This window comes from Streptomyces sp. NPDC088252 (genome assembly GCF_044740965.1).
Lineage (GTDB): Bacteria > Actinomycetota > Actinomycetes > Streptomycetales > Streptomycetaceae > Streptomyces.
Window position 1 is genome coordinate 149345 of sequence record NZ_JBIURS010000002.1, and the last position, 19171, is coordinate 168515.

Below are 19171 nucleotides of genomic sequence, written 5' to 3' on the forward strand. Positions count from 1 at the left end.
CACAGCCTCGTGCGTAGCCCGTGGCCCGACTGGTTAGGCTCGAATACGTGAGCAGGTTCCAGGTCGTCAGCGGCAAGGGTGGTACCGGTAAGACCACGGTCGCCGCCGCCCTCGCGCTCGCCCTCGCGACCGAGGGCAGGCGCACCCTCCTCGTGGAGGTCGAGGGCAGGCAGGGCATCGCCCAGCTCTTCGAGACGGAGTCCCTTCCGTACGAGGAGCGCAAGATCGCCGTCGCGCCGGGGGGCGGCGAGGTGTACGCCCTCGCGATCGACGCGGAGCGCGCCCTTCTCGACTACCTCCAGATGTTCTACAAGCTCGGCAGCGCGGGCCGGGCGCTCAAGAAGCTCGGTGCGATCGACTTCGCCACGACCATCGCGCCCGGCGTACGCGATGTACTGCTGACCGGCAAGGCCTGCGAGGCCGTACGCCGCAAGGACAAGCAGAACCGGTACGTCTACGACTACGTGATCATGGACGCCCCGCCCACCGGGCGCATCACACGCTTCCTCAATGTCAATGACGAGGTGGCGGGGCTGGCCCGGATCGGCCCGATACACAATCAGGCACAGGCCGTGATGCGGGTGCTGAAGTCCCCCGAGACCGCGGTCCATCTGGTGACACTGCTGGAGGAGATGCCCGTCCAGGAGACCGCGGACGGCATCGCGGAGCTCCGGGCCGCCGAACTGCCGGTCGGCCGGGTCATCGTGAACATGGTGCGACCGCATCTGCTGGACGAGGACGCGCTGCGCGCCGCCGCCGGAGGCCGCCGCAAGGAGATCGCCAAGGCGCTGACGCGGGCGGGCGTGACCGGCTCCGCGGGGCTCGTGCGCCCTCTGGTCGAGCAGGCTGCCGAGCACGCCCAGCGGGTCGAGCTGGAGCGCGAGCAGCGTGCGGTGCTCGCTGGTCTGGAGCTGCCGGGGTACGAACTCCCGCTGATCGGCGAGGGAATGGACCCCGCCGGGCTCTACGACCTGGCGACCGAACTGCGCAAGCAGGGCGTGGAGGACGGGGCGGGCGAAGGGCCGGGACAAGGGGTGGGTACGTGACACAGGGCACGAGTACGGGTGCCGGCACCGGCACCACCACGGGTACCGGCACCAGCACCGGCACCGAATCGGCCGCAACCACTGCCACAGGCATAGACACAGCCCCGGACTCGCCCGCTGCCGAGGTCTCCACCACGGCCACGTCCGCGGGCACAGGCACGTCCGTGCCCGCGGACTGGGTCACAGGCAGGGACAGGGTCGAGAACGCCGTCCCGTCCACCTTCGCGTCCACGTGCACGCCCATGTCCACCTCCGCGAACAAAGCCGCCGGAACGGACACCGACGCAACCGCCACCACGGACAAGCCCGCAGCCGCCACCACGTCCACCGCCCAGGACCCCGCATCCTCGCTCGCCCCCGTGCTGGACATCGACGCGCTGCTGGACGACCCCGGGATCCGCATCGTCGTGTGCTGCGGTTCCGGTGGAGTGGGCAAGACCACGACCGCCGCGGCGCTGGGCGTACGGGCGGCCGAGCGGGGCCGCAAGGCCGTCGTCCTCACCATCGACCCGGCTCGCAGGCTCGCCCAGTCCATGGGCATCGACTCGCTGGACAACATCCCGCGCCAGGTGCCGGGCATCACGAGCGAGAGTGCCGGGGAACTGCACGCCATGATGCTCGACATGAAGCGGACCTTCGACGAGATCGTCGAGGCTCACGCGGACGGCGAGCGGGCCCGCGCGATCCTGGAGAACCCCTTCTACCAGTCCCTGTCGGCCGGTTTCGCGGGCACGCAGGAGTACATGGCGATGGAGAAGCTCGGCCAGTTGCGCGCGCGCAACGAGTGGGACCTGATCATCGTCGACACCCCGCCGTCGCGCTCCGCACTGGACTTCCTGGACGCGCCCAAGCGGCTCGGCTCGTTCCTGGACGGAAAGTTCATCAAGCTGCTGATGGCCCCGGCGAAGATGGGCGGCCGGGCCGGGATGAAGTTCCTCAACGTGGGCATGTCGATGATGACCGGCACCCTCGGCAAGCTGCTCGGCGGTCAGTTCCTGCGCGACGTGCAGACCTTCGTGGCGGCGATGGACACCATGTTCGGCGGCTTCCGGACCCGGGCCGACGCCACGTACAAACTGCTCCAGGCGCCCGGTACGGCGTTCCTCGTCGTCGCGACACCGGAGCGGGACGCGCTGCGCGAGGCGGCGTACTTCGTGGAACGGCTGGCCGCGGAGGAGATGCCGCTGGCCGGTCTGGTGCTCAACCGTGTCCACGGCAGCGACGCCGCCCGGCTCTCCGCCGAGCGCGCCCTGGCAGCCGCAGAAAATCTTGACGGGGTCGGCATTGTGGATCAGACGGCCGGGAAGGCTGGACTTCGTGACCCGGCCGACTGGTCGGTAGCCTCCCCCGAAGCCGTCACCGCCCTCGTTGCCACCCAGAAGGACATCGAAGACCGCGAGTTGGACCCCGAAACGACCCGAGACTCCGAAGGGGATCCGGGACCGGCTTCCGGGACCGCTCCCGTTCCCGAGACCGCTTCCGTCGAGCAGCTGACCGCAGGCCTTTTGCGGCTGCACGCGGAACGTATGCAGGTAGTCGCGCGCGAGCGGCACACTCGCGACCGCTTCACCGCACTGCATCCCGAGGTCGCCGTGACCGAAGTGGCCGCGCTGCCCGGTGATGTACATGACCTCGCAGGACTCCGGGCCATCGGGGACCGGCTCGCGACCGGTTCCGCCCCGGCCGGAGCTGCGTAACCGCCCGTTCGCCCTATCCCACCGCGGCGTACCTCTCGTGGAGTTCGTCGTCGTCCAGTCCGATCGCCACGGGCAGGATGCCCGCGGACTGCTCGTACTCGCTGCGCGCGGTCTCCAGCAGCCGGCGCCAGGACGTGACGGTGGGCCGCCTGCGCAGCAGTGCGCGACGCTCCCGCTCCGTCATTCCGCCCCACACGCCGAACTCGACGCGATTGTCCAGCGCGTCGGCCAGGCACTCGGTCCGCACCGGACATCCGGTGCACACCGCCTTGGCCCTGTTCTGCGCTGCCCCTTGTACGAACAGTTCATCCGGATCAGTAGTGCGGCAGGCTGCCTGCGCACTCCAGTCGGTTACCCAGCCCATCACGGCGCCGTCCTCTCCCGAATCGAGGCTCCCCCACGGCGGTAGCGGCATATTCACCGCTGCCAGTTGAGGACGTTACGGAAGGCGGCGACAGCACAACACCCCCTTCGGGCCCAATCTTGGATGGCCCGAACGGACTATGCGTATGCGGCAGATCACCCAGGGGAGTGAGGTGAGGACATACGTGACTACCCCCCTGAATTCCGGACAGATTCCCTGGATCACAAAGGACGTTCGATGACACAGGGGGTGAATTCGGGAGTGCCTGAACGTGTGGCCGAATCGCGCACGGGGGTTGATGCGCAACGGGACTGCTGTGACAGTTGAGAGCAGCTTAGGCCAACGCATATACGTGTGTCCGGCGAATGAGAACGTAGACACCTCACGTTGCTATGCCGTCAAGTTCACGGGATGAGTCCTCCGTTCACGGCGCGGAGGTAGAGCCGCTGGTGCCACTCGTTGGCGTCCGGTCCGGGGTCGGTGGCCAGTACGGGGTTGGGGCCAGTCTCGATGAGGTGGAGAAGGGTCCAGGCGACGCCGTAGCAGTCGTCCGGGCCGAAGCAGGAGACGAGCGCTCGGGCTTCCTCTCCCGTGACCGGCTTCGCAATCGCTTCGAGTTGCGTGACACGCCTGTCGATCTCTTCTTCGCTCGCGTCCCAGTCGGGGAGCGGGCCGTCGGTGACGAACGTCTGCACTTCGGGTCTCATGGGCGAATGATCGGCCGCCTTCGATACTGCGGGCAAGGCATCGTGGCTGGTCAGGCTGCCGCCGCCTCAACAAGCGAAGGTGTCGGGAACGCGGATTGTTCGTCGAAGAGCTCACGCTTCTGGAGGCAGTGGTAGAGCTGGCCGATCATGCGGTTGAAGAGGTTGCGCTGGGCGGCTGCGTGCCAGTCGCCTTGTTCACGTCGGCGTCGGTAGTGGGTGTTGGCCCCGGCCGATGCCCGTAAGGAGGCGAAGGCCCAGAGGTAGCCGGCGTGGTTGAGCCGGTCGTTCTTGACCCAGCGTCTGGTGATGGCGGACTTCTTGCCGGAGGCGCGGGTGATGGGTGAGGAGCCGGCGTAGGCCTTGAGGCCGCGGGCGTCGGCGAAGCGGGTGCGGTCGTCCCCGAGCTCGGCCAGGACGCGGGCGGCGAGCTGGATGCCGAGGCCGGGGAAGCTCAGCAGGATCTCGGCGTCCGGGTGCTGGGGGAAGGCATCTTCCACCGCTTCGGCGAGCTGGTCGGCGGCGGTGCAGGCGGCGTCCAGCTGGATGAGGAGGGCGAGCATCTGCTTGCCGAAGGCGTCCTCGACCAGCGGAGGCTGATGGGCCCACTCGTCCCGGAAGACCTCGCGGAGGCGCTCGGCCTCGGCTTCGATGCCGCGCTGGCGGCCGGCTCGCTTGAGCGCGGCTTGGATCTGGGTGCGGGTCAGCCGCGCGGCCCGGGCTGGGGTCGGGGCGGTCTTGAGGAGTTCGCGGGCCTCGGGGCGGCACAGGCCGTTGGTCCAGGTGGCGAAGGCGTCCAGGGCAGCGGGGTAGTACTCGCGCAGCAGGGACCGGAGCTGGTTGGCGAGCTGCTGCCGGTTCCACAAAGAGTCCTGCTGGGCGCGGGCCAGGACGGTGATCGCGCGGCCGAGGTCGGAGTCGTCGGGCAGAGGCCGGTGGGCGTGCATGTCAGTGCGCAGGATGTTCGCCAGGACGAGGGCGTCGCCGGGGTCGGACTTCTTGCGCGAAACGCTGTGCCGGTCGCGGTAGCGGGCGGCGGCCATCGGGTTGATGGCGAACACCTTGCGCTTGCCGGTCCGCAGGACGGCCACCAGCAGGCCGCGGGAGGTTTCGATCGCGACCGGGATCGGATTCTCGTCGGTGTCGCCGTACTCGGCGAGCAGTTCCAGCAGGATTTTGTAGCCGGCCGCGTCGTCTGTGATGTGGCGCTTGGCTAGCAGCTGGCCGGTGTCGTCGACCAGGGCGACGTCGTGGGTTCGTTCCGCCCAGTCGATTCCGCAGTAGATCAAGATTCCCCTCCCCAGAGATCGGCGTTTGCGCTGGTCACGAGCGCATGCGGGCCACGCAGCGACCTAATCCCAGGCCTCGACCGCACCACGGTCGGGCCGCCACCTCACTAGCCGTTCGTGACACCAGCGCACCCCACGGGCCTCGGTCTATGCGGGAGCTCGGCGGCTCGGGCGTATCAAGAGGTCACCGTGCGGTGGGCTCGCACCACCAACACCAACGAGTGATCGAGTTGAGGGTGTTGACGCTCGGCGGCGCCGGACGGCACCCGGTCTCAGCCGAGGCCTCGCGGAACGTTCTGGCTTCAGATGTCCGTCCGACGCCGACGAGCGAAAGAACTCCAGGTGGTGACGGCCACGAAGGCGCCAGACGCCGCCCGATCTACGAGTAGGCGTCGAGGCCCAGCGTCCAGGAGGCGTCCGTCTGGCGCCCACGTGACCGCCACCACCCTGAGCACCACGACCGCGCACCGATCTACGTTGAGGCCTCGACAGCCCGGCTGCACCTGGATGTCACGGTCTGGTACTCGAACGCTCCGAGAAGCACCCGCTCCTGCGGAACGCTCATAACTACGGATTAGGCTGCCCCCATGCCAAAGAAGCGCTCGGGCGGGGGTCTCACGACGACCCAGCAGGCCGCCAAGTTCCTCGGTGTCGCCGCACTTTCCGGAGTCGTGCTCGCGGGCATCGCGCTGCCGGCCGCCGGAGCCCTGGGGCTTGCCACCAAGGGAACGGTCCAGGGATTCGACGAGATCCCGGCCAATCTTCAGACCCCGCCGCTGAGCCAGCGCACCACGATCCTGGACAGCAAGGGCGGAATGATCGCCACGGTGTACTCGCGCGACCGCACGGTGGTCAAGCTGAAGGACATCTCGCCGTACATGCAGAAGGCGATCGTGGCGATCGAGGACGCCCGCTTCTACGAGCACGGGGCGATCGACCTCAAGGGCATCCTGCGCGCACTGAACCGCAATGTGCAGACGGGCGGGACCGCGGAGGGCGCCTCGACCCTCACGCAGCAGTACGTGAAGAACGTCTTCATCGAGGAGGCCGGTGACGACCCGGACAAGGTCGCGCAGGCCACTCAGCAGACCATGGGCCGCAAGATCCAGGAGCTGAAGTACGCGATCCAGGTCGAGGAGAAGCTCGGCAAGAAGCGGATCCTGGCGAACTACCTGAACATCACCTTCTTCGGGCAGCAGGCGTACGGCGTCGAAGCCGCCTCCCAGCGCTACTTCTCCAAGTCGGCGAAGGATCTGACGCTGGAGGAGGCCGCGCTGCTGGCCGGCATCGTGCAGTCGCCGAGCCGTTACGACCCGGTCAATGACACGGCGGAGGCGACCAAACGACGCAACACCGTGCTCCAGCGCATGGCCGACATCGGCGACATCACGCAGGCCGAGGCCGACAAGGCGAAGGCCACCCCGATCAAGCTGCAGGTCAAGAAGCCGAAGAACGGCTGCATCACGGCCGTCAGCGGGGCGGGCTTCTTCTGCGACTACGTACGTAACGTCTTCCTCACCGACCCGGCCTTCGGCAAGACCAAGGAGGACCGGGCCAAGATCTGGAACCGGGGCGGTCTGACGGTCCGGACGACGCTCGACCCCCAGTCCCAGCAGTCGGTGCAGGCCTCGATCAAGAGCCACGTCTACAAGTCGGACAAGGTCGCCACGGCCGTGACGCTCGTCCAGCCGGGCACCGGCAAGATCATGGGAATGGGCCAGTCGAAGCCATACGGCTTCGGGCCCAACGAGACGCAGTACAACTACTCGGTCAACAAGAGCATGGGCGGCTCGAACTACGGCTTCCCGACCGGTTCGACCTTCAAGCCCTTCCTCGCCGCCGCGGCCATAGAGGGCGGCAAGCCGGCCACCCAGGTCTACCCGTCCCCGTACGAGATGGACTACCCGGACACGGTGCAGTCCTGCGAAAAGCCGTGGGTCAACGACGGCGTGCCGAAGTATCACCTGGAGAACGAGAACGAGTCCGAGAGGGGGCCGTACGCGCTGAGGGAGGCGATGGAGAAGTCCGTCAACACCTACTTCGTGCAGATGCTCCAGGACATCGGCATGTGCCCGGTCTCGCAGATGACCGACAAGCTGGGCGTGGTGCAGGGCGACGGCACCAAGCTGCCGCAGAACCCGTCCACGCTGACGCTCGGGTCCAACGGCCTGTCGCCGCTGACGATGGCCAGCGCGTACGCCGCCTTCGCCAACCGCGGCACGTACTGCACGCCGATCGCCATCGAATCGGTCAACAAGGCGGACGGCACCTCGCTGCCCGTGCCGAAGACCACCTGCTCACAGGCGATGTCGCAGACGACGGCGGACACCATCAACACCCTGCTGCGCGGCGTGGTCGACTCCGGTACGGGCCAGGAAGCCGGCCTCCAGAGCCGCGACAACGCGGGCAAGACCGGTACGACCGACTCCCGTAAGAACGCCTGGTTCGTCGGCTACACGCCGAACATGTCCGGCGCGGTCTGGGTCGGCAGCCCGTCCCAGAGCGTCGAGATGGAGCACGTCACCATCGGTGGCGTGTACCAGGACAAGGTGTACGGCGGGCAGGTCCCCGGACCCATCTGGCGGGACGCGATGACGGGCGCCCTCAACGGAGTGGCCGCACCCCCGTTCAACACCGTCAACATCCCGGACCCGCCGAGGGGCGACGACCGCGACGACAGGGAGGGGGACCGGCGGGGCGCCGGGGGCAGCAAGCCCGGCAAGAAGCCCGGCAACAAGAACCCGTTCCCCGGCATCAGCATCCCGCCGAACCTGACCGGCGGGAACCAGGGCGGCCACCGCGGTCAGACCAACGGCGGCACACAGGGCCCCTGACCCGTACGGCACGCGCGCATGAAGGTGGGGCGCCCCGGATCGATCCCGATCCGGGGCGCCCCACCTTTTCGCGTACAGCCCCGTCCGTGGTCCGTACGGCGCGTCGCCTCAGCCCGCCAGGAGCTTCTTCACCGCGGCGGCCACCCGGCCGCCGTCCGCGAGCCCCGCGACCTTCGGGTTCACGATCTTCATCACGGCGCCCATGGCCCGCGGTCCCTCGGCCCCGGCGGCCCTCGCCTCTTCGACGGCGGACGCCACGATCGCGCCCAGCTCGTCGTCGCTCAGCTGCTTCGGCAGGTACGCGTCGAGCAGCTCGCCCTCGGCCCTCTCGCGCTCGGCCTGCTCGGCCCGGCCGCCCTTGGCGAAGGCCTCGGCCGCCTCACGGCGCTTCTTGGCCTCCTTGGCGATCACCTTCTGCACCTCGTCGTCGGAGAGCTCACGCGCCGTCTTGCCGCTGACCTCCTCCTTCGCGATGGCGGTGAGGGTCAGCCGCAGCGTGGACGAGGTCAGCTCGTCACGCGCCTTCATGGCCGTGGTGAGGTCTTCCTTGAGCTTGGACTTGAGCGTGGTCATGTGCTGATTGTGGCAGGTACGGGGCGGCAGGCGCCCGCCGGTTTTCTTCGCGCCGCACAGCGTCTGCGACGATGGGCGCATGCGCGCACGCTACGGAGTACCCCTGAAAATCACGGCAGTCGGCGCAGCGGTCGGCATGGCCGGCCTCGCCTACGCCGCCGGGTTCGAGGCCCGCTCGTTCCGCCTGCGGCGGGTCACCATCCCCGTACTCCCCGACGGGGCACGCCCGTTGCGCGTGCTCCAGGTCTCCGACATCCATATGGTGAGCGGGCAGCGCAAGAAGCGCGCCTGGCTGCAGTCGCTGGCCGGGCTGCGCCCGGACTTCGTCGTGAACACCGGCGACAACCTCTCGGACCCCGGGGCCGTGCCCGAGCTGCTCGACGCGCTCGGTCCCCTGATGGAGTTCCCGGGCGTGTACGTCTTCGGCTCCAACGACTACTACGGCCCCAAGCTCCGCAACCCGGCCCGCTACCTCTTCGAGAAGGCCCAGGGCCGACACGGCCTCAACGGGAACACCCCGGCGGTCGGCGTCGTCCACAACCCGTGGGAGCCGATGCGCGACGCCTTCGACAAGGCGGGCTGGCTGGGGCTGTCCAACACCCGTGGCCGCCTCGAGATCGATGGCCTGGAGATCGCCTTCACCGGCCTGGACGACCCGCACATCAAGCGCGACCGCTACGCGGAGGTGTCCGGCGGCCCCGAGACGGGTGCCGACCTCTCCGTAGGCGTCGTCCACGCCCCCTATCTGCGCTCCCTCGACGCCTTCACGAGGGACGGTTACCCCCTGATCCTGGCCGGTCACACCCACGGCGGCCAGCTCTGCATCCCCTTCTACGGGGCCCTGGTCACCAACTGCGACCTGGACACGGACCGGGTCAAGGGCCTGTCCACCCACTCCGTCGAGGACCGTCGCGCCTACCTCCACGTCTCCGCGGGCTGCGGCACCAACCGCTACACCCCGGTCCGCTTCGCCTGCCCCCCGGAGGCGACCCTGCTGACCCTGACACCCCGCGGCTGATCGGCCACGGCCGCCTCGCCCCTCCCCCGCCCTCAGCGGCACGTAAACCGGATTTCGTCTGCGGGCGCGGGTGGGCTAAAGTAATCGATGTCGCCGGGACATCGGCGGTGATCGGGGTGTAGCGCAGCTTGGCAGCGCGCTTCGTTCGGGACGAAGAGGTCGTGGGTTCAAATCCCGCCACCCCGACAGCTGAAACACCAGGTCAGGGGCCTGATCCACTTAGTGGATCAGGCCCCTGAGTGGTTTCCAGGGCTCTTTTGGGAGCCGTTTGGGAGCCGACCTGGGAATCCGGCTCCCAAGGGCCAGCCGACGAGCTTGCCGGCTGGCCCGACGAGACGCTTACCGAGACGGGCACCCAGCGGCACCTCGCCGTGTGATCAAGCAGCCGGGCCACAGCACCGGGGTGGCCTCCTCCGTCTTGCCGGGGAGCCTGAAGTCACAGCCCCCTCGGACGCCAGCCCAAGCGCTGGACCGAGAAGCGCTGCCCCAGGTCGACCTACCGGTCCTGCATTCGTAACGACTTTAGAACAGGCCGTTCTCGTCCGGTTCGCAGTCCCCGGTGTCAACCAGCCGTTCAGGCACACAGAGCGACACGTCAGGAGTCCAAACGGTTTTTGATCGAGCTCCGACCGTGATCGAAGAGACAGACCCTGACGACCATCCCAGGACCACCTGCGAATTGATGCCGTCAGGGCGAGCTTGAAACCGATCAGAAGCGTTCCTCACCCCGCCCCCCGGCGCCAGGAATCTACGGTGCGTCTCATGCGTAACATCGGATACAAGAGCCATGGCTTGCCGCTTCAGGCGTACGAACTCACCCGGCACGATCACCGGTGGCAGAAGGACCTGGAAAACATCCAGCGGGCCGCCCACGAGCAAGTCGCCAAGCACCTGGACGAGGTCTACGCAGACCCCGTGCGGGCAGTCGCCCACAACGAGCGGCTCAGCGAGGCGTGGAAGCGCATCAAGTCGGTCAAAACGCCACCCCACGAGATCATGCGGTGGCGCGTGCGGCTCTACTGCGGGCACGTTGCTACGACCTCGTGTCATGCGGAGAACGACAAGCCGCCTCGCTCTACGACGTGCCCCGAGTGCGGCAAATATCCCTCGGCGATCGTTGCGTTCGAGCCGATCGGCCTCGCTGGCGAACCTCCCCGGGTCCAAACCGCGACACCAACGGCGCCAAGCAAGCCCAGCCGAGCGGAGCTGGAACGGCGCATCGCCCTCCTGGAGGAGGAAAACGAACGCCTTCAAACCGACCAGGCGACCTGAAATATTCGCATGCCGCGGGCCTCAGCCCAAGGGCTGCTGAGCTCACCGGCGCACCCCCACGACACGTGATGCCAGCGACGCCGCCATGCCTGTAGTCGGGGCACGGCAACCGAGCGGGTCACCCATGCGAGACACATCAGTGTGCCGCCGGCGCCCGGGACAGTACCCGACAGAAGGAGCCACCGGGCGGGACGCTAGCGGAATCGGACGATAAGCGACCGTCCAAATCGCTGCGATGCGCCAATGGTTGTGAGCCGCTACCCCAGGAACCTGAGGCTTGATGTCCTGGCGCACCGGGTATCGCAGGCGCATGCGGGCATGGGGAGAGGCTTTGTGGGTGGGACGCTGGGTGGAATCTCTACTGCCGGGCGTAGTGAGGCGTGTGCTGGAGGGTGGGGAGCCGCAACCGGGATGGATTCCGCGGCGGGTTCTGGCGGTGATCTCGGCCGATATCGACAATACCGCTGGTGTCGGGGCGGTCTGGATTGTCTGGCATCCGAAGTCCTCGCGGGCGCGTGAGCACACCGCGCTTCTGGAGTGGTACGACGAGCAGTGGCGGTACGTGGGCGGCGGCAGCGGTCCGGTGGATGACCCTGCCGACGTCGACGTGATCGAGGTCCGCGGCGGCGGGGGCGCGCTCAGCCTCACCCGCAGTCTCGACCCGCCGCACTCCTTCGCCACGGCCCCATGGATCAGCTGTGCCGCGGTCCATCTCGGGCGGGACGTCGGCCACATCCTCATCGGCAACCGCCGGATCGCCGCTCCCGAGGAGCGCAAGCTCGTCGCCGCTTGGACGTCCCAGCAAGTCAACCGCGGAGCCCGTCCCGTGATCGTGGCTTTTGGCCGCGATGGCACCGAACTCTCCCGCATCGGCCCGCACGACAGTCTGGACACCCACACCTGGGCACGGTTGAGAGAGGAGATGTAGCCGGGCAGCCCGTCACGCCTCAGCCAGGAGCTGTCAGCGCCTTCGCCCCCGAATCCTTCTCAGGCGCCGTAAGAATCGTCTGATACGGGTTGTGCTGACGCAAGCACAGACGGTACGACCGTGAACATGCACCGTTGGTCGCCACTCAATGATCGTCAGCTGACCCTGCTCACCCGGATCGGGGACGGGACGGAGCCTGTCACCTCAGACAGCCCGGAACTTGCTGCCACCGCTCGCGCCCTCAAGGGGCGGGGTCTGATCACCATGCCGAAGCAGAGCGGGAGGTGGCAGGCGGACATCACCAATGACGGGCGTTTCTACCTGGAGCACGGGCATCACCCTGATCGGCCGGAGCGGGCTCCGCGCGGGCAGCGTTCGACGGCCCCCGAGCCGAATCCACAGGTTGGCCCTCCCCGTGGTCGGCAGACGGCGCCGTCATCCGAGACGAAACCTGCGCGTGCTGCGAAGCCCCCGCGCCCCTCACCGGCGAAGGTCGGAGCTGCCCTGATCGCCGAAGTGCAGCAGGCCGGACGTTTCCTCCGCGTCCCGAACCCGAGCGAAGAGGAGCGGGCCCGCTACCGGAGAGCATTCGACGCGGCGCGGCAGTGTGCCCCCGCGGGATACCACCTCAGGCACAGCGGGCGGACGAAGGGTGACTTCTTCCTCGGCCTGCTCAGGGCGACCGGCGAGGACGACACCGAGTGGAACCGGATCCGCCTGGCACGCAGCCGTGTGATCACCGACGTTGAGGACGTGATCGCCTCGGTCACCGCGGACCACAGTGCCTTCGAGATCTCCGAGGAGGTCCTCCCCCGGGTGCTCTCACTGCTCCGGCTCCTCGCCGAGCAGGCCCTCGTCCGCCATGGCGAGATCGCGGTGTCCAAGAAACGCAGGCAGCCGAGACCCCTTCTCACCATCCACGGCAGGACGTACGAGATCAGCTTCCGCGAGCGGCAGAAACAGGTCAGATACGTGCCCGAGCGGCCGGGCCGACGTACTTACGACTGGCAGCGGGTCACTCCGGCGCAACGGTTTGAGCCGTCCGGCGAGCTTGAGCTGCAATTCACCCAGCAGTCGGGCTACGGCTGGAACAAGGACTGGGCCGACACCGTCAAGAAGCCGCTGGAGGACCAGATTGGTTCGGTCTTCCGAGCGCTCAAGGCGCGTGCGGAAGAACAGGAGCGGTCTCGGCTGAAGCACGAGGCTGAGCAGCGGCGGCTGCGGGAGGAGCGGGAAGCGGAGCAGCAGAGACTGCGCGAGGAGCGGGAGCAGCAGGAGAAAGAGCGCCGTCTGCGGGAAGCGGAGGAGAAGGAGCGGAGGCGGCGGGAGTGGGAGGCGGCCGTCAGCGTCGCGTCGATCAAGGCCGTGGACGCGGTGCGGGCCGAGCGCTTCAGCACGGCCTTGGAGCAGTGGCGAACTGCGGGGGAGGTGAGGGACTTCTGCGCAGCTCTGGACGAAGCCGCCGTCACGTCCGACGACGTCCTCGACGCCGAAAGGCTGCGGGAGTGGTCGGCGTGGGGGAAGGCCGAGGCCGACCGGCTCGACCCCACCATGAGCGGCAGGGGACTTGCCGGCTACAACTTCCACGCGCAGCCGACGGGAAACCAGCTGCGGCCGTTTCTCGACGGCTGGCACCCACAGCGGCCGGAGAAGGAGGAGCTACCGAAGAAGGAGAAGTCTCAGGCGGAAGTCGCGCCACCCAAGCCGGAGCCAGACGGGCGGCGCGACTTCAGCGACGAACGTCTGGACCAAGGCTGGAGATATGGACGCCAAGGTCGCGCTCAATGGTGGAGGCGATGACGCCATGCCCGCGGTCGCGTAGGGCTGTCACCGCGCGCTCGACCAATTGCCCGAGCCGGATGACCTCGGCGCGCAGGGCGACCAGTTCGTCGTAGCGCTCGGACTTGTCCTCGCCGCACCACGCCCGCACGGCCCTCAGGATGGCCGCTTCCGCGTCCAGCTTGCGGTCGTCCCGGCGGCTGTAGGAGTACCAGGAGGACTGGGCACGTTCCTGCTCCAGGCTCTGCTGCTTGCGGTCCACCTCCGGCAGGATCGTGTCGGCGAGGCGGTCGGCAACATGACGGGCGAGGCGTTCTGTGACCGGCCAACCGGCCAGGCACAGGCCGTCGCGGTTCTCGTAGACCATAGGGTCGTCCCGCAGTTCCGCGGCGTCCCTGCCGACGAGCGGTGCGGTCTCATCCAACCGGCCCATGTCCAGAATTCCGGCGTCCGGGACGCCTCGTCGTAGGCGCAGTTTGCTCTTCGGTCGGACGAACCCGAGGATCAGCCGCGCGGCCTCGAAGTCTGTGCTGCCTCTCACGTGTCGCGATGCCTCGGCCAATGCCAGTTCCGCCTTGTCGTCCGCGCGGAACGTTTCGACCGTCGCCCACGGCGCAACGAGGGAAGTGGGATTGACCCATTCCTGCAGGCCGGCGGCCTCGCCTTCGAGGAACCGCACGTGGACCCAGCCAGTCCTGCCGGGGCCGCCCACACGAACGATCTCTACCTGGCGAACCGCGCTGCCCAGTTCCTTCGGTCTCGCGCGGTATGCCCAGTGCTCGCCAATCTCCATGTGCCTATTGAGCCAGGTCTGTTGATGCCGGTGCCCGTCGATTTGCCAAAACCACCAGAAGGAACCGAGCGCCCCAGATTCCCGTCGACGTGATCAGGCCCGGTGGGTAGGCCCAGCGCGCTTCGAGCGACGAGGAAGCGCCTGTGCCCCGTAGGGGGCACAGGCGCAACTCACCGCTGGCACTACGCCAGGTCAAGTGCCTGCCTGCGTGCACGCAGAAGGTCATCGAGCACGCGCACCGGTGACGTGGGACGCATGGCAAGCCGCGCGTCTAGAGCCGCCTCCCACTGTTCGGTCAGACCGAGCATGAGCCGCTTGCGCATGCCGGGCGTGACGTGGGCGTAGCGCGCCGAGACCGATCCGTCGATGTGGCCCATGCGCTCGTCCATGAGCACCTTCTCGGTGCCGAGGTCCTCCATCATGGTCCGGTGGGTGTGGCGGAGCCCGTGGGGTGTGAGGCCCTTGGCGATCGGGAGCCAGCATGAGTCGGCCCGCGCACTGGCGCCGCGCCCTCGCGCCGGGACACCAGGCCAAGGTTCGCCAAGTAGCGGCACAGGCCGTGGTTCTTGCGGCGCCTTCTTCGGGTACCAGCCTGAGACCGCAGGGGTGAACAGCCATGTCGCGAAACCGTTCCTGCGCCAGTGGGCTGCGTGCGTCGGCACCGCGCCGCCCCGTACGAAACCGAGGTCCGCGATGGCCTTCTGGACCCGTACCCGCGTGGCTTCGGCGACGTGGTCGGGGCGGTTAAGGACATTGGACACCGTCCCTGTGGAGACACCGGCCAGGCGCGCGACGTCGACGAGCTTCGCACCCAGGTGGCCACCCGTACGAGCCGTGCCCTGCCCGCGGAAGACGTAGGTCCTGCCGTGGCACGAGCAGGGAGTCGGCTTCGTGCGGGCGATGTGGTTGGCGACCAGGGCCGACAGCCAGTCCATGGAGTCGATGGTGCGGTAGCTGTCGTCCTTGGGTGGGCAGCGCACCAGCTCCCCCGAGTCGAGTTCGTACAGCTGCCACTCGACCCGAACAGCCCCGGGACGGACGAACTCGGTCTCCAGGCCCACGATCTCGCCCCAGCGCTTGCCGGTGTATCCCTTGAGAACGACGGCGACGAACTCGTCATCGCGGCCCGACAGCAGGGCGGCTCTCTCGGCGGTCAGCAGGATGCCGACCGCGTCGGTGACGACCTTCTCCGGCCCGCGGTCTCGTGAGCGGCCGGCGCGCTTGCCGCGCCCGCGCCTCCTGGCCGCCGGGTTGGACGTGATCAGACCCTCGTCGATCGCGTCCTCAAAGATCAAGTGGAGTGTCGAGCGCCAGGTCTTGACGCTTGAGGCCGCGTACACGGCCCTCTCCTTCTTCTCCCAGACATCGACGTCGATGCGCAGGATGCCGGCAAGCCCCTTGTCCTCGAAGTCGGGGAGCAGGTGCTCCTCGATGTGGCGCTTGTAGTTCTGCATCGTCGAGGCGGCCAGGTCCTGGGCGCCGTACCAGCGGCTCGCGTACTCGCCGAAGGTCTCCTGGCCGAGTGCCGGGTCACGCCAGTCGCCGCGCCGGTACTTGTTCTCGGCCTCGCTCGCGGCGCGCTGGGCCTCGCCCTTGGTGGCGAACTTGATCGCCTTGCCACTCTCGTCGATGACCGTGAGGTGCTTGCCAGGTGCGGTCTTGTACCGGCCGCGCCAGTAGTTTCCGCGCTTCTCCGCGAAACCCACGCTCCTCCTTTCCCTTGATACGTGGTCGCGTCAGGCGACGGTGCTGAACTGGCTCTGCCTGACGCGGTACGGAGGCCGCGCCCGCAGGCGGGTTGTCGGTGCGGCAAGCTGGGGGCGCTGGGGCGCGTTCGCCTGCTGGCCGTGTGCCTTTGCGGCGGTCCGAGCTGTGGACGGCTGGGACGCCCGTGCGGGCCGTTCCTCATGGAGCCGGATGATCTCTGCGAGGTGTTCTGCAGTGAAGCGATACGCGCGGCCAACCCGGGTGAAGGGGATCAGCCGCCGACGGGCCCGGTCCTTGACCCACCAGGCGGAGCAGCCGAGAACAGCAGCAATTTCCTCGGGGAGGTAGAGGCGGGACAGCGCTACCTCGGTGCCTGGCTGCTCAGCCACGCGAGATCGCCTCCTTCGCGGTACGGAGGCGGAAGGGCAACAGGGCAGGGGGAATGGCCTCTCGGAGCAAGGAGGTTCCTTCTCTGGCGCGGCCGTGCGGATACGGATACGCCGGTCTTGGTGGTTCAGGTACGGGCGAGGTGATGTACGTAGCGGCTGCCGGGTGTTGGCCCACCTGGGCAACGCCGTAAGGGCTCGTTCCGCTAACTCGTCTCGGCGAGCAGGGCGAGCGGCGAGACGCCGAGAGCGGCTGCGATGGCGACGAGGTCGTCGACATCGCAACGGCGCTGTCTGCATTCGATGCGGGACAACATCGTGATGGTCATGGGGCGGCCGAGCGCGGTGACCCGTTCGGCCAGCTGACGCTGGGCGAATCCGCGTGCTGTGCGGGCACACACAATGGCGCGGGCGGTCAGCACGCCGGCCGGACCAATTCCCAGAGGGCTTTCAGGCATGGGTCAGTTGTAGCTTCGACTGCGCGGTTTCGGTAACCGGCGATCCGCTGCTATATTCCGCGTCTTTGTTGTCAGATCTGGTCCCCTGAGTCCCGCGAGCGACGCAACATAGCCCGGAATCCGCCGTTGGCCAAATTTCTCCAACCACCCTGATGCCCCATCGCCTACCGGGTCTCTGACGTGGGGTTCCTGCATCGCCCGGCCACATCGCACGTCCGCCAAAGCCGCACCAAAACTGGTTTACCAGTTGCCCCTTTTATGCCGCTTCTTCGTCAACCGCCAATTCGGGTTTACCGTTTTAGGGAAGCCGCGCACGACGCGTTCGCCGAGAGCTGTTTGCTTTCTCGGTAGAATGCTGGACTTGTGCGGGGAGGGTGTGGCTGTCTTGGCCATGCGCCCGGAACTCCTGCGGCGCCGAGCACATGAAAAACCCCCGGCGGGCCAACGCCGGGGGCCAAGAAGTCCCTACCGATATCGCCCGTACCTGAACGATCAAGACGGTGGCGGTTGCAACGCCACCGGGTGAGGAACCGTCTATGCCCCAACAAGCTACTGCCTTCGTGGCCGTAGTCGCATCCTCGTCGCCGAACTCCTCTGCTCTGCCCACGAAGGCGGGGCGATAGACGTGGCGCGGATACGCACCATCAAGCCGGAAGCCTTCATCTCCGAGTCGCTCGCCGCGGTGAGTGTCCATGCCGAGCGGACCTTCTTCGGCCTGCTCACCCAGGCAGACGACCATGGCCGCTTTCGCGACCAGGCGGCCGTCATCGCCGGCGCCTTGTGGTCCCTGCGCCCCGAGCACGGCCCGCTGGAGGTCGAGGACGACCTCACGCAGCTCGACGGTGCCGGTCTGATCTGCCGGTACGAGGGTGACGACGGCAAGCGATACCTGCACATCGCCGCCTGGGCTCGCCACCAGAAGATCAACCGGCCCAGCGGCAGCCGCTGCCCGGCTTGCCCGCGCCACCAGGGCGGCCGATCGGCCGAGGTCGCCCCGCCTGTTCACGGAGTCCTCCGTGAACAGGACGTGAGCCCTCATGGGGGAAGCCCTGAGGGGTACCGCGAACGTAGCGAGCCATCCGTGAACCGGGAAACCGCAGGTCAGGGCAATTTCAGTGAGCCCTCACCACAACGCCGGGAGATTGCAGTGAGGACTCAGGGTCCGGATCTAGGACCTAGGATCCTGGATCTAGGATCACCTCCGGTGGGGAGCGCAAGCGCCCCCGCGCCCCAGGCTGCCTCGAGTTCGACCTCGGTCAAGGATCTGGGTCGGCGAGTACGTCGCCTCATGCGAACACCGGCCGCCCAGCGACGTGCTCGGCCACCTCGGCCGAGTGGTCACCAAACTGCTCGGCGAGGGTGTCGCACCCGACCACATCCGCGCCGGGATGAGCCGCATGCGTGCCAAGGGCTTGTCCGTAAGCCTGCTGCCGAGCCTGGTCAACGAGGCCATGAACGCTCCGCGGGCAGCTGCCGCCCCGCACCGAGCGTGGACCAACCCGGCGCCCGCTGACGTCGAGGCGGCCTACGGGGGCCAGCTGTGACCACAGCCACCACCAGCCGGGAACCGCAGCGCATCAACACCCTGGCGGCCCGCCTCGACTCGATCCTCGCCGACCGGGGCATCGATCCAACTACCTCACCTGCCGAGGCCCCTTCGGAGCGGGTGACCGCGCTGGAACTGGCCGAGGCCCGCATCCCGCCCCGCTACCGCCACGCCCTCGCCGGCCACCAGCAGGTTGCCGCCTGGGTCGACGAGGTGGCCCTCGCCGCCCGGCCCGGCCCGAGCGGCACCCGGGGCATCGCACTCGGACCGTCCCTGCTGATCGCCGGGCCCACCGGCACCGGCAAGACGCACCAGGCGTACGGCGCGGTGCGGTCGCTGCTGACTGCCGGTGTGCGACTGCGGTGGGAGGCAGCCACCACGGCCGACTTGTACGCCCGCTTGCGCCCACGCCCCGGCCACGACGCCGAGCGCGACCTCGCCACTCTCGGCAGCTGCCCGCTGCTGATCCTGGACGACCTCGGCGCAGCCAAGCAGTCGGAGTGGACCGAGGAGATCACGTACCGGCTGATCAACCGCCGCTACACCGACCTGCTCCCCACCCTCATCACGACCAATCTGCCGACCGCCGCGCTGCGCGACGCCGTCGGCGACCGCGTCGCCTCCCGTCTCGCCGAGATGACCACGACCGTCGTCCTCACCGGCGCCGACCGCAGACGCCAGCCCGCCGCCTGACCGCACGGCGCCGCCCCACCTCACCGCCCGCCCGCGCACCTACGCCTGCCCACACGGCTCGGCGGGCCTATGGAGACCCCCTGT

At 68.1% G+C, this 19171-nt stretch carries 16 protein-coding genes, 1 tRNA gene and 1 pseudogene; 10 read left to right on the forward strand and 8 right to left on the reverse strand.

All coding sequences use genetic code 11. From position 1 onward, the window contains the following. The first annotated feature begins 47 nt into the window (after positions 1 to 47). On the forward strand, positions 48 to 1046 hold the full coding sequence (locus tag ACIOHC_RS04430; protein ID WP_351077163.1) for an ArsA-related P-loop ATPase: 999 nt from the start codon (positions 48 to 50) through the stop codon (positions 1044 to 1046). A gap of 242 nt (positions 1047 to 1288) precedes the next feature. Continuing rightward, the gene (locus ACIOHC_RS04435) at positions 1289 to 2743 is read left to right on the forward strand and encodes an ArsA family ATPase (protein WP_351077185.1); all 1455 of its coding nucleotides are present in this window, start codon (positions 1289 to 1291) and stop codon (positions 2741 to 2743) included. A gap of 13 nt (positions 2744 to 2756) precedes the next feature. Here ACIOHC_RS04435 and ACIOHC_RS04440 read toward each other — a convergent pair whose 3' ends face one another. From ACIOHC_RS04440 to ACIOHC_RS04450, 3 genes are all read right to left on the reverse strand, one after another. Next, a complete protein-coding gene (locus tag ACIOHC_RS04440) occupies positions 2757 to 3107 on the reverse strand; it encodes a WhiB family transcriptional regulator (RefSeq protein ID WP_187438703.1) in 351 nt (116 codons plus the stop codon). Positions 3108 to 3511: 404 nt separating this feature from the next. Next, complete coding sequence (locus ACIOHC_RS04445; protein WP_351077166.1) at positions 3512 to 3814, reverse strand: hypothetical protein; 303 nt, start codon at positions 3812 to 3814, stop codon at positions 3512 to 3514. Positions 3815 to 3864: 50 nt separating this feature from the next. Continuing rightward, positions 3865 to 5103, reverse strand: a complete 1239-nt coding sequence (locus ACIOHC_RS04450; protein WP_401841742.1) for an IS110 family transposase — start codon at positions 5101 to 5103, stop codon at positions 3865 to 3867. A 584-nt stretch (positions 5104 to 5687) separates the two neighbouring features. Between ACIOHC_RS04450 and ACIOHC_RS04455 the strand changes: the two genes are divergently transcribed. After that, positions 5688 to 7934 (forward strand): transglycosylase domain-containing protein, encoded by a 2247-nt coding sequence (locus ACIOHC_RS04455; protein WP_351077169.1) that lies wholly within the window; start codon positions 5688 to 5690, stop codon positions 7932 to 7934. A gap of 108 nt (positions 7935 to 8042) precedes the next feature. Here ACIOHC_RS04455 and ACIOHC_RS04460 read toward each other — a convergent pair whose 3' ends face one another. Beyond that, entirely contained in the window at positions 8043 to 8507 is a 465-nt protein-coding gene (locus ACIOHC_RS04460; RefSeq protein ID WP_351086259.1) for a GatB/YqeY domain-containing protein, read from the reverse strand. A 79-nt stretch (positions 8508 to 8586) separates the two neighbouring features. Between ACIOHC_RS04460 and ACIOHC_RS04465 the strand changes: the two genes are divergently transcribed. The 5 genes from ACIOHC_RS04465 to ACIOHC_RS04485 all read left to right on the forward strand — a co-directional run bounded on the left by ACIOHC_RS04465 (position 8587) and on the right by ACIOHC_RS04485 (position 13525). Then, on the forward strand, positions 8587 to 9525 hold the full coding sequence (locus ACIOHC_RS04465) for a metallophosphoesterase (protein WP_351086261.1): 939 nt from the start codon (positions 8587 to 8589) through the stop codon (positions 9523 to 9525). Positions 9526 to 9637: 112 nt separating this feature from the next. Continuing rightward, positions 9638 to 9711, forward strand: a tRNA-Pro gene (locus ACIOHC_RS04470). Positions 9712 to 10287: 576 nt separating this feature from the next. Beyond that, entirely contained in the window at positions 10288 to 10797 is a 510-nt protein-coding gene (locus tag ACIOHC_RS04475; protein ID WP_401841346.1) for a hypothetical protein, read from the forward strand. Positions 10798 to 11233: 436 nt separating this feature from the next. Next, entirely contained in the window at positions 11234 to 11725 is a 492-nt protein-coding gene (locus ACIOHC_RS04480) for a hypothetical protein (protein ID WP_401841349.1), read from the forward strand. 516 nt (positions 11726 to 12241) lie between these two features. After that, positions 12242 to 13525: a hypothetical protein gene (locus tag ACIOHC_RS04485; protein WP_401841351.1), complete on the forward strand. Its 1284-nt coding sequence runs from the start codon at positions 12242 to 12244 to the stop codon at positions 13523 to 13525. Here ACIOHC_RS04485 and ACIOHC_RS04490 read toward each other — a convergent pair. The 4 genes from ACIOHC_RS04490 to ACIOHC_RS04505 all read right to left on the reverse strand — a co-directional run bounded on the left by ACIOHC_RS04490 (position 13455) and on the right by ACIOHC_RS04505 (position 16848). Further along, the gene (locus tag ACIOHC_RS04490) at positions 13455 to 14297 is read right to left on the reverse strand and encodes a PE-PGRS family protein (RefSeq protein ID WP_401841354.1); all 843 of its coding nucleotides are present in this window, start codon (positions 14295 to 14297) and stop codon (positions 13455 to 13457) included. The genes ACIOHC_RS04485 and ACIOHC_RS04490 overlap by 71 nt on opposite strands. Before the next feature lie 182 nt (positions 14298 to 14479). Continuing rightward, positions 14480 to 16003 (reverse strand): LacI family DNA-binding transcriptional regulator, encoded by a 1524-nt coding sequence (locus tag ACIOHC_RS04495; protein ID WP_401841356.1) that lies wholly within the window; start codon positions 16001 to 16003, stop codon positions 14480 to 14482. A 30-nt stretch (positions 16004 to 16033) separates the two neighbouring features. Continuing rightward, on the reverse strand, positions 16034 to 16393 hold the full coding sequence (locus ACIOHC_RS04500) for a helix-turn-helix domain-containing protein (RefSeq protein ID WP_401841358.1): 360 nt from the start codon (positions 16391 to 16393) through the stop codon (positions 16034 to 16036). A 203-nt stretch (positions 16394 to 16596) separates the two neighbouring features. After that, positions 16597 to 16848, reverse strand: coding sequence for a helix-turn-helix transcriptional regulator (locus ACIOHC_RS04505; protein ID WP_351086281.1), 252 nt, complete (start codon positions 16846 to 16848; stop codon positions 16597 to 16599). Positions 16849 to 17473: 625 nt separating this feature from the next. Between ACIOHC_RS04505 and ACIOHC_RS04510 the strand changes: the two are divergent. Both ACIOHC_RS04510 and ACIOHC_RS04515 read left to right on the forward strand, forming a co-directional pair. After that, positions 17474 to 18392: pseudogene (locus ACIOHC_RS04510) on the forward strand (hypothetical protein). Further along, entirely contained in the window at positions 18389 to 19087 is a 699-nt protein-coding gene (locus tag ACIOHC_RS04515) for an ATP-binding protein (RefSeq protein ID WP_401841361.1), read from the forward strand. The pseudogene ACIOHC_RS04510 and the gene ACIOHC_RS04515 overlap by 4 nt, the downstream one beginning before the upstream one ends. The last annotated feature ends 84 nt before the right edge of the window (positions 19088 to 19171 follow it).

Excerpts from the sequence above, each read along its gene's own strand:
- ACIOHC_RS04435 (WP_351077185.1), top strand. The coding sequence starts at position 1,289 with ATGTCCACCTCCGCGAACAAAGCCGCCGGAACGGACACCGACGCAACC.
- ACIOHC_RS04440 (WP_187438703.1), bottom strand. The coding sequence starts at position 3,107 with ATGGGCTGGGTAACCGACTGGAGTGCGCAGGCAGCCTGCCGCACTACT.
- ACIOHC_RS04445 (WP_351077166.1), bottom strand. The coding sequence starts at position 3,814 with ATGAGACCCGAAGTGCAGACGTTCGTCACCGACGGCCCGCTCCCCGAC.
- ACIOHC_RS04455 (WP_351077169.1), top strand. The coding sequence starts at position 5,688 with ATGCCAAAGAAGCGCTCGGGCGGGGGTCTCACGACGACCCAGCAGGCC.
- ACIOHC_RS04460 (WP_351086259.1), bottom strand. The coding sequence starts at position 8,507 with ATGACCACGCTCAAGTCCAAGCTCAAGGAAGACCTCACCACGGCCATG.
- ACIOHC_RS04465 (WP_351086261.1), top strand. The coding sequence starts at position 8,587 with ATGCGCGCACGCTACGGAGTACCCCTGAAAATCACGGCAGTCGGCGCA.
- ACIOHC_RS04475 (WP_401841346.1), top strand. The coding sequence starts at position 10,288 with ATGCGTAACATCGGATACAAGAGCCATGGCTTGCCGCTTCAGGCGTAC.
- ACIOHC_RS04490 (WP_401841354.1), bottom strand. The coding sequence starts at position 14,297 with ATGGAGATTGGCGAGCACTGGGCATACCGCGCGAGACCGAAGGAACTG.
- ACIOHC_RS04505 (WP_351086281.1), bottom strand. The coding sequence starts at position 16,848 with ATGCCTGAAAGCCCTCTGGGAATTGGTCCGGCCGGCGTGCTGACCGCC.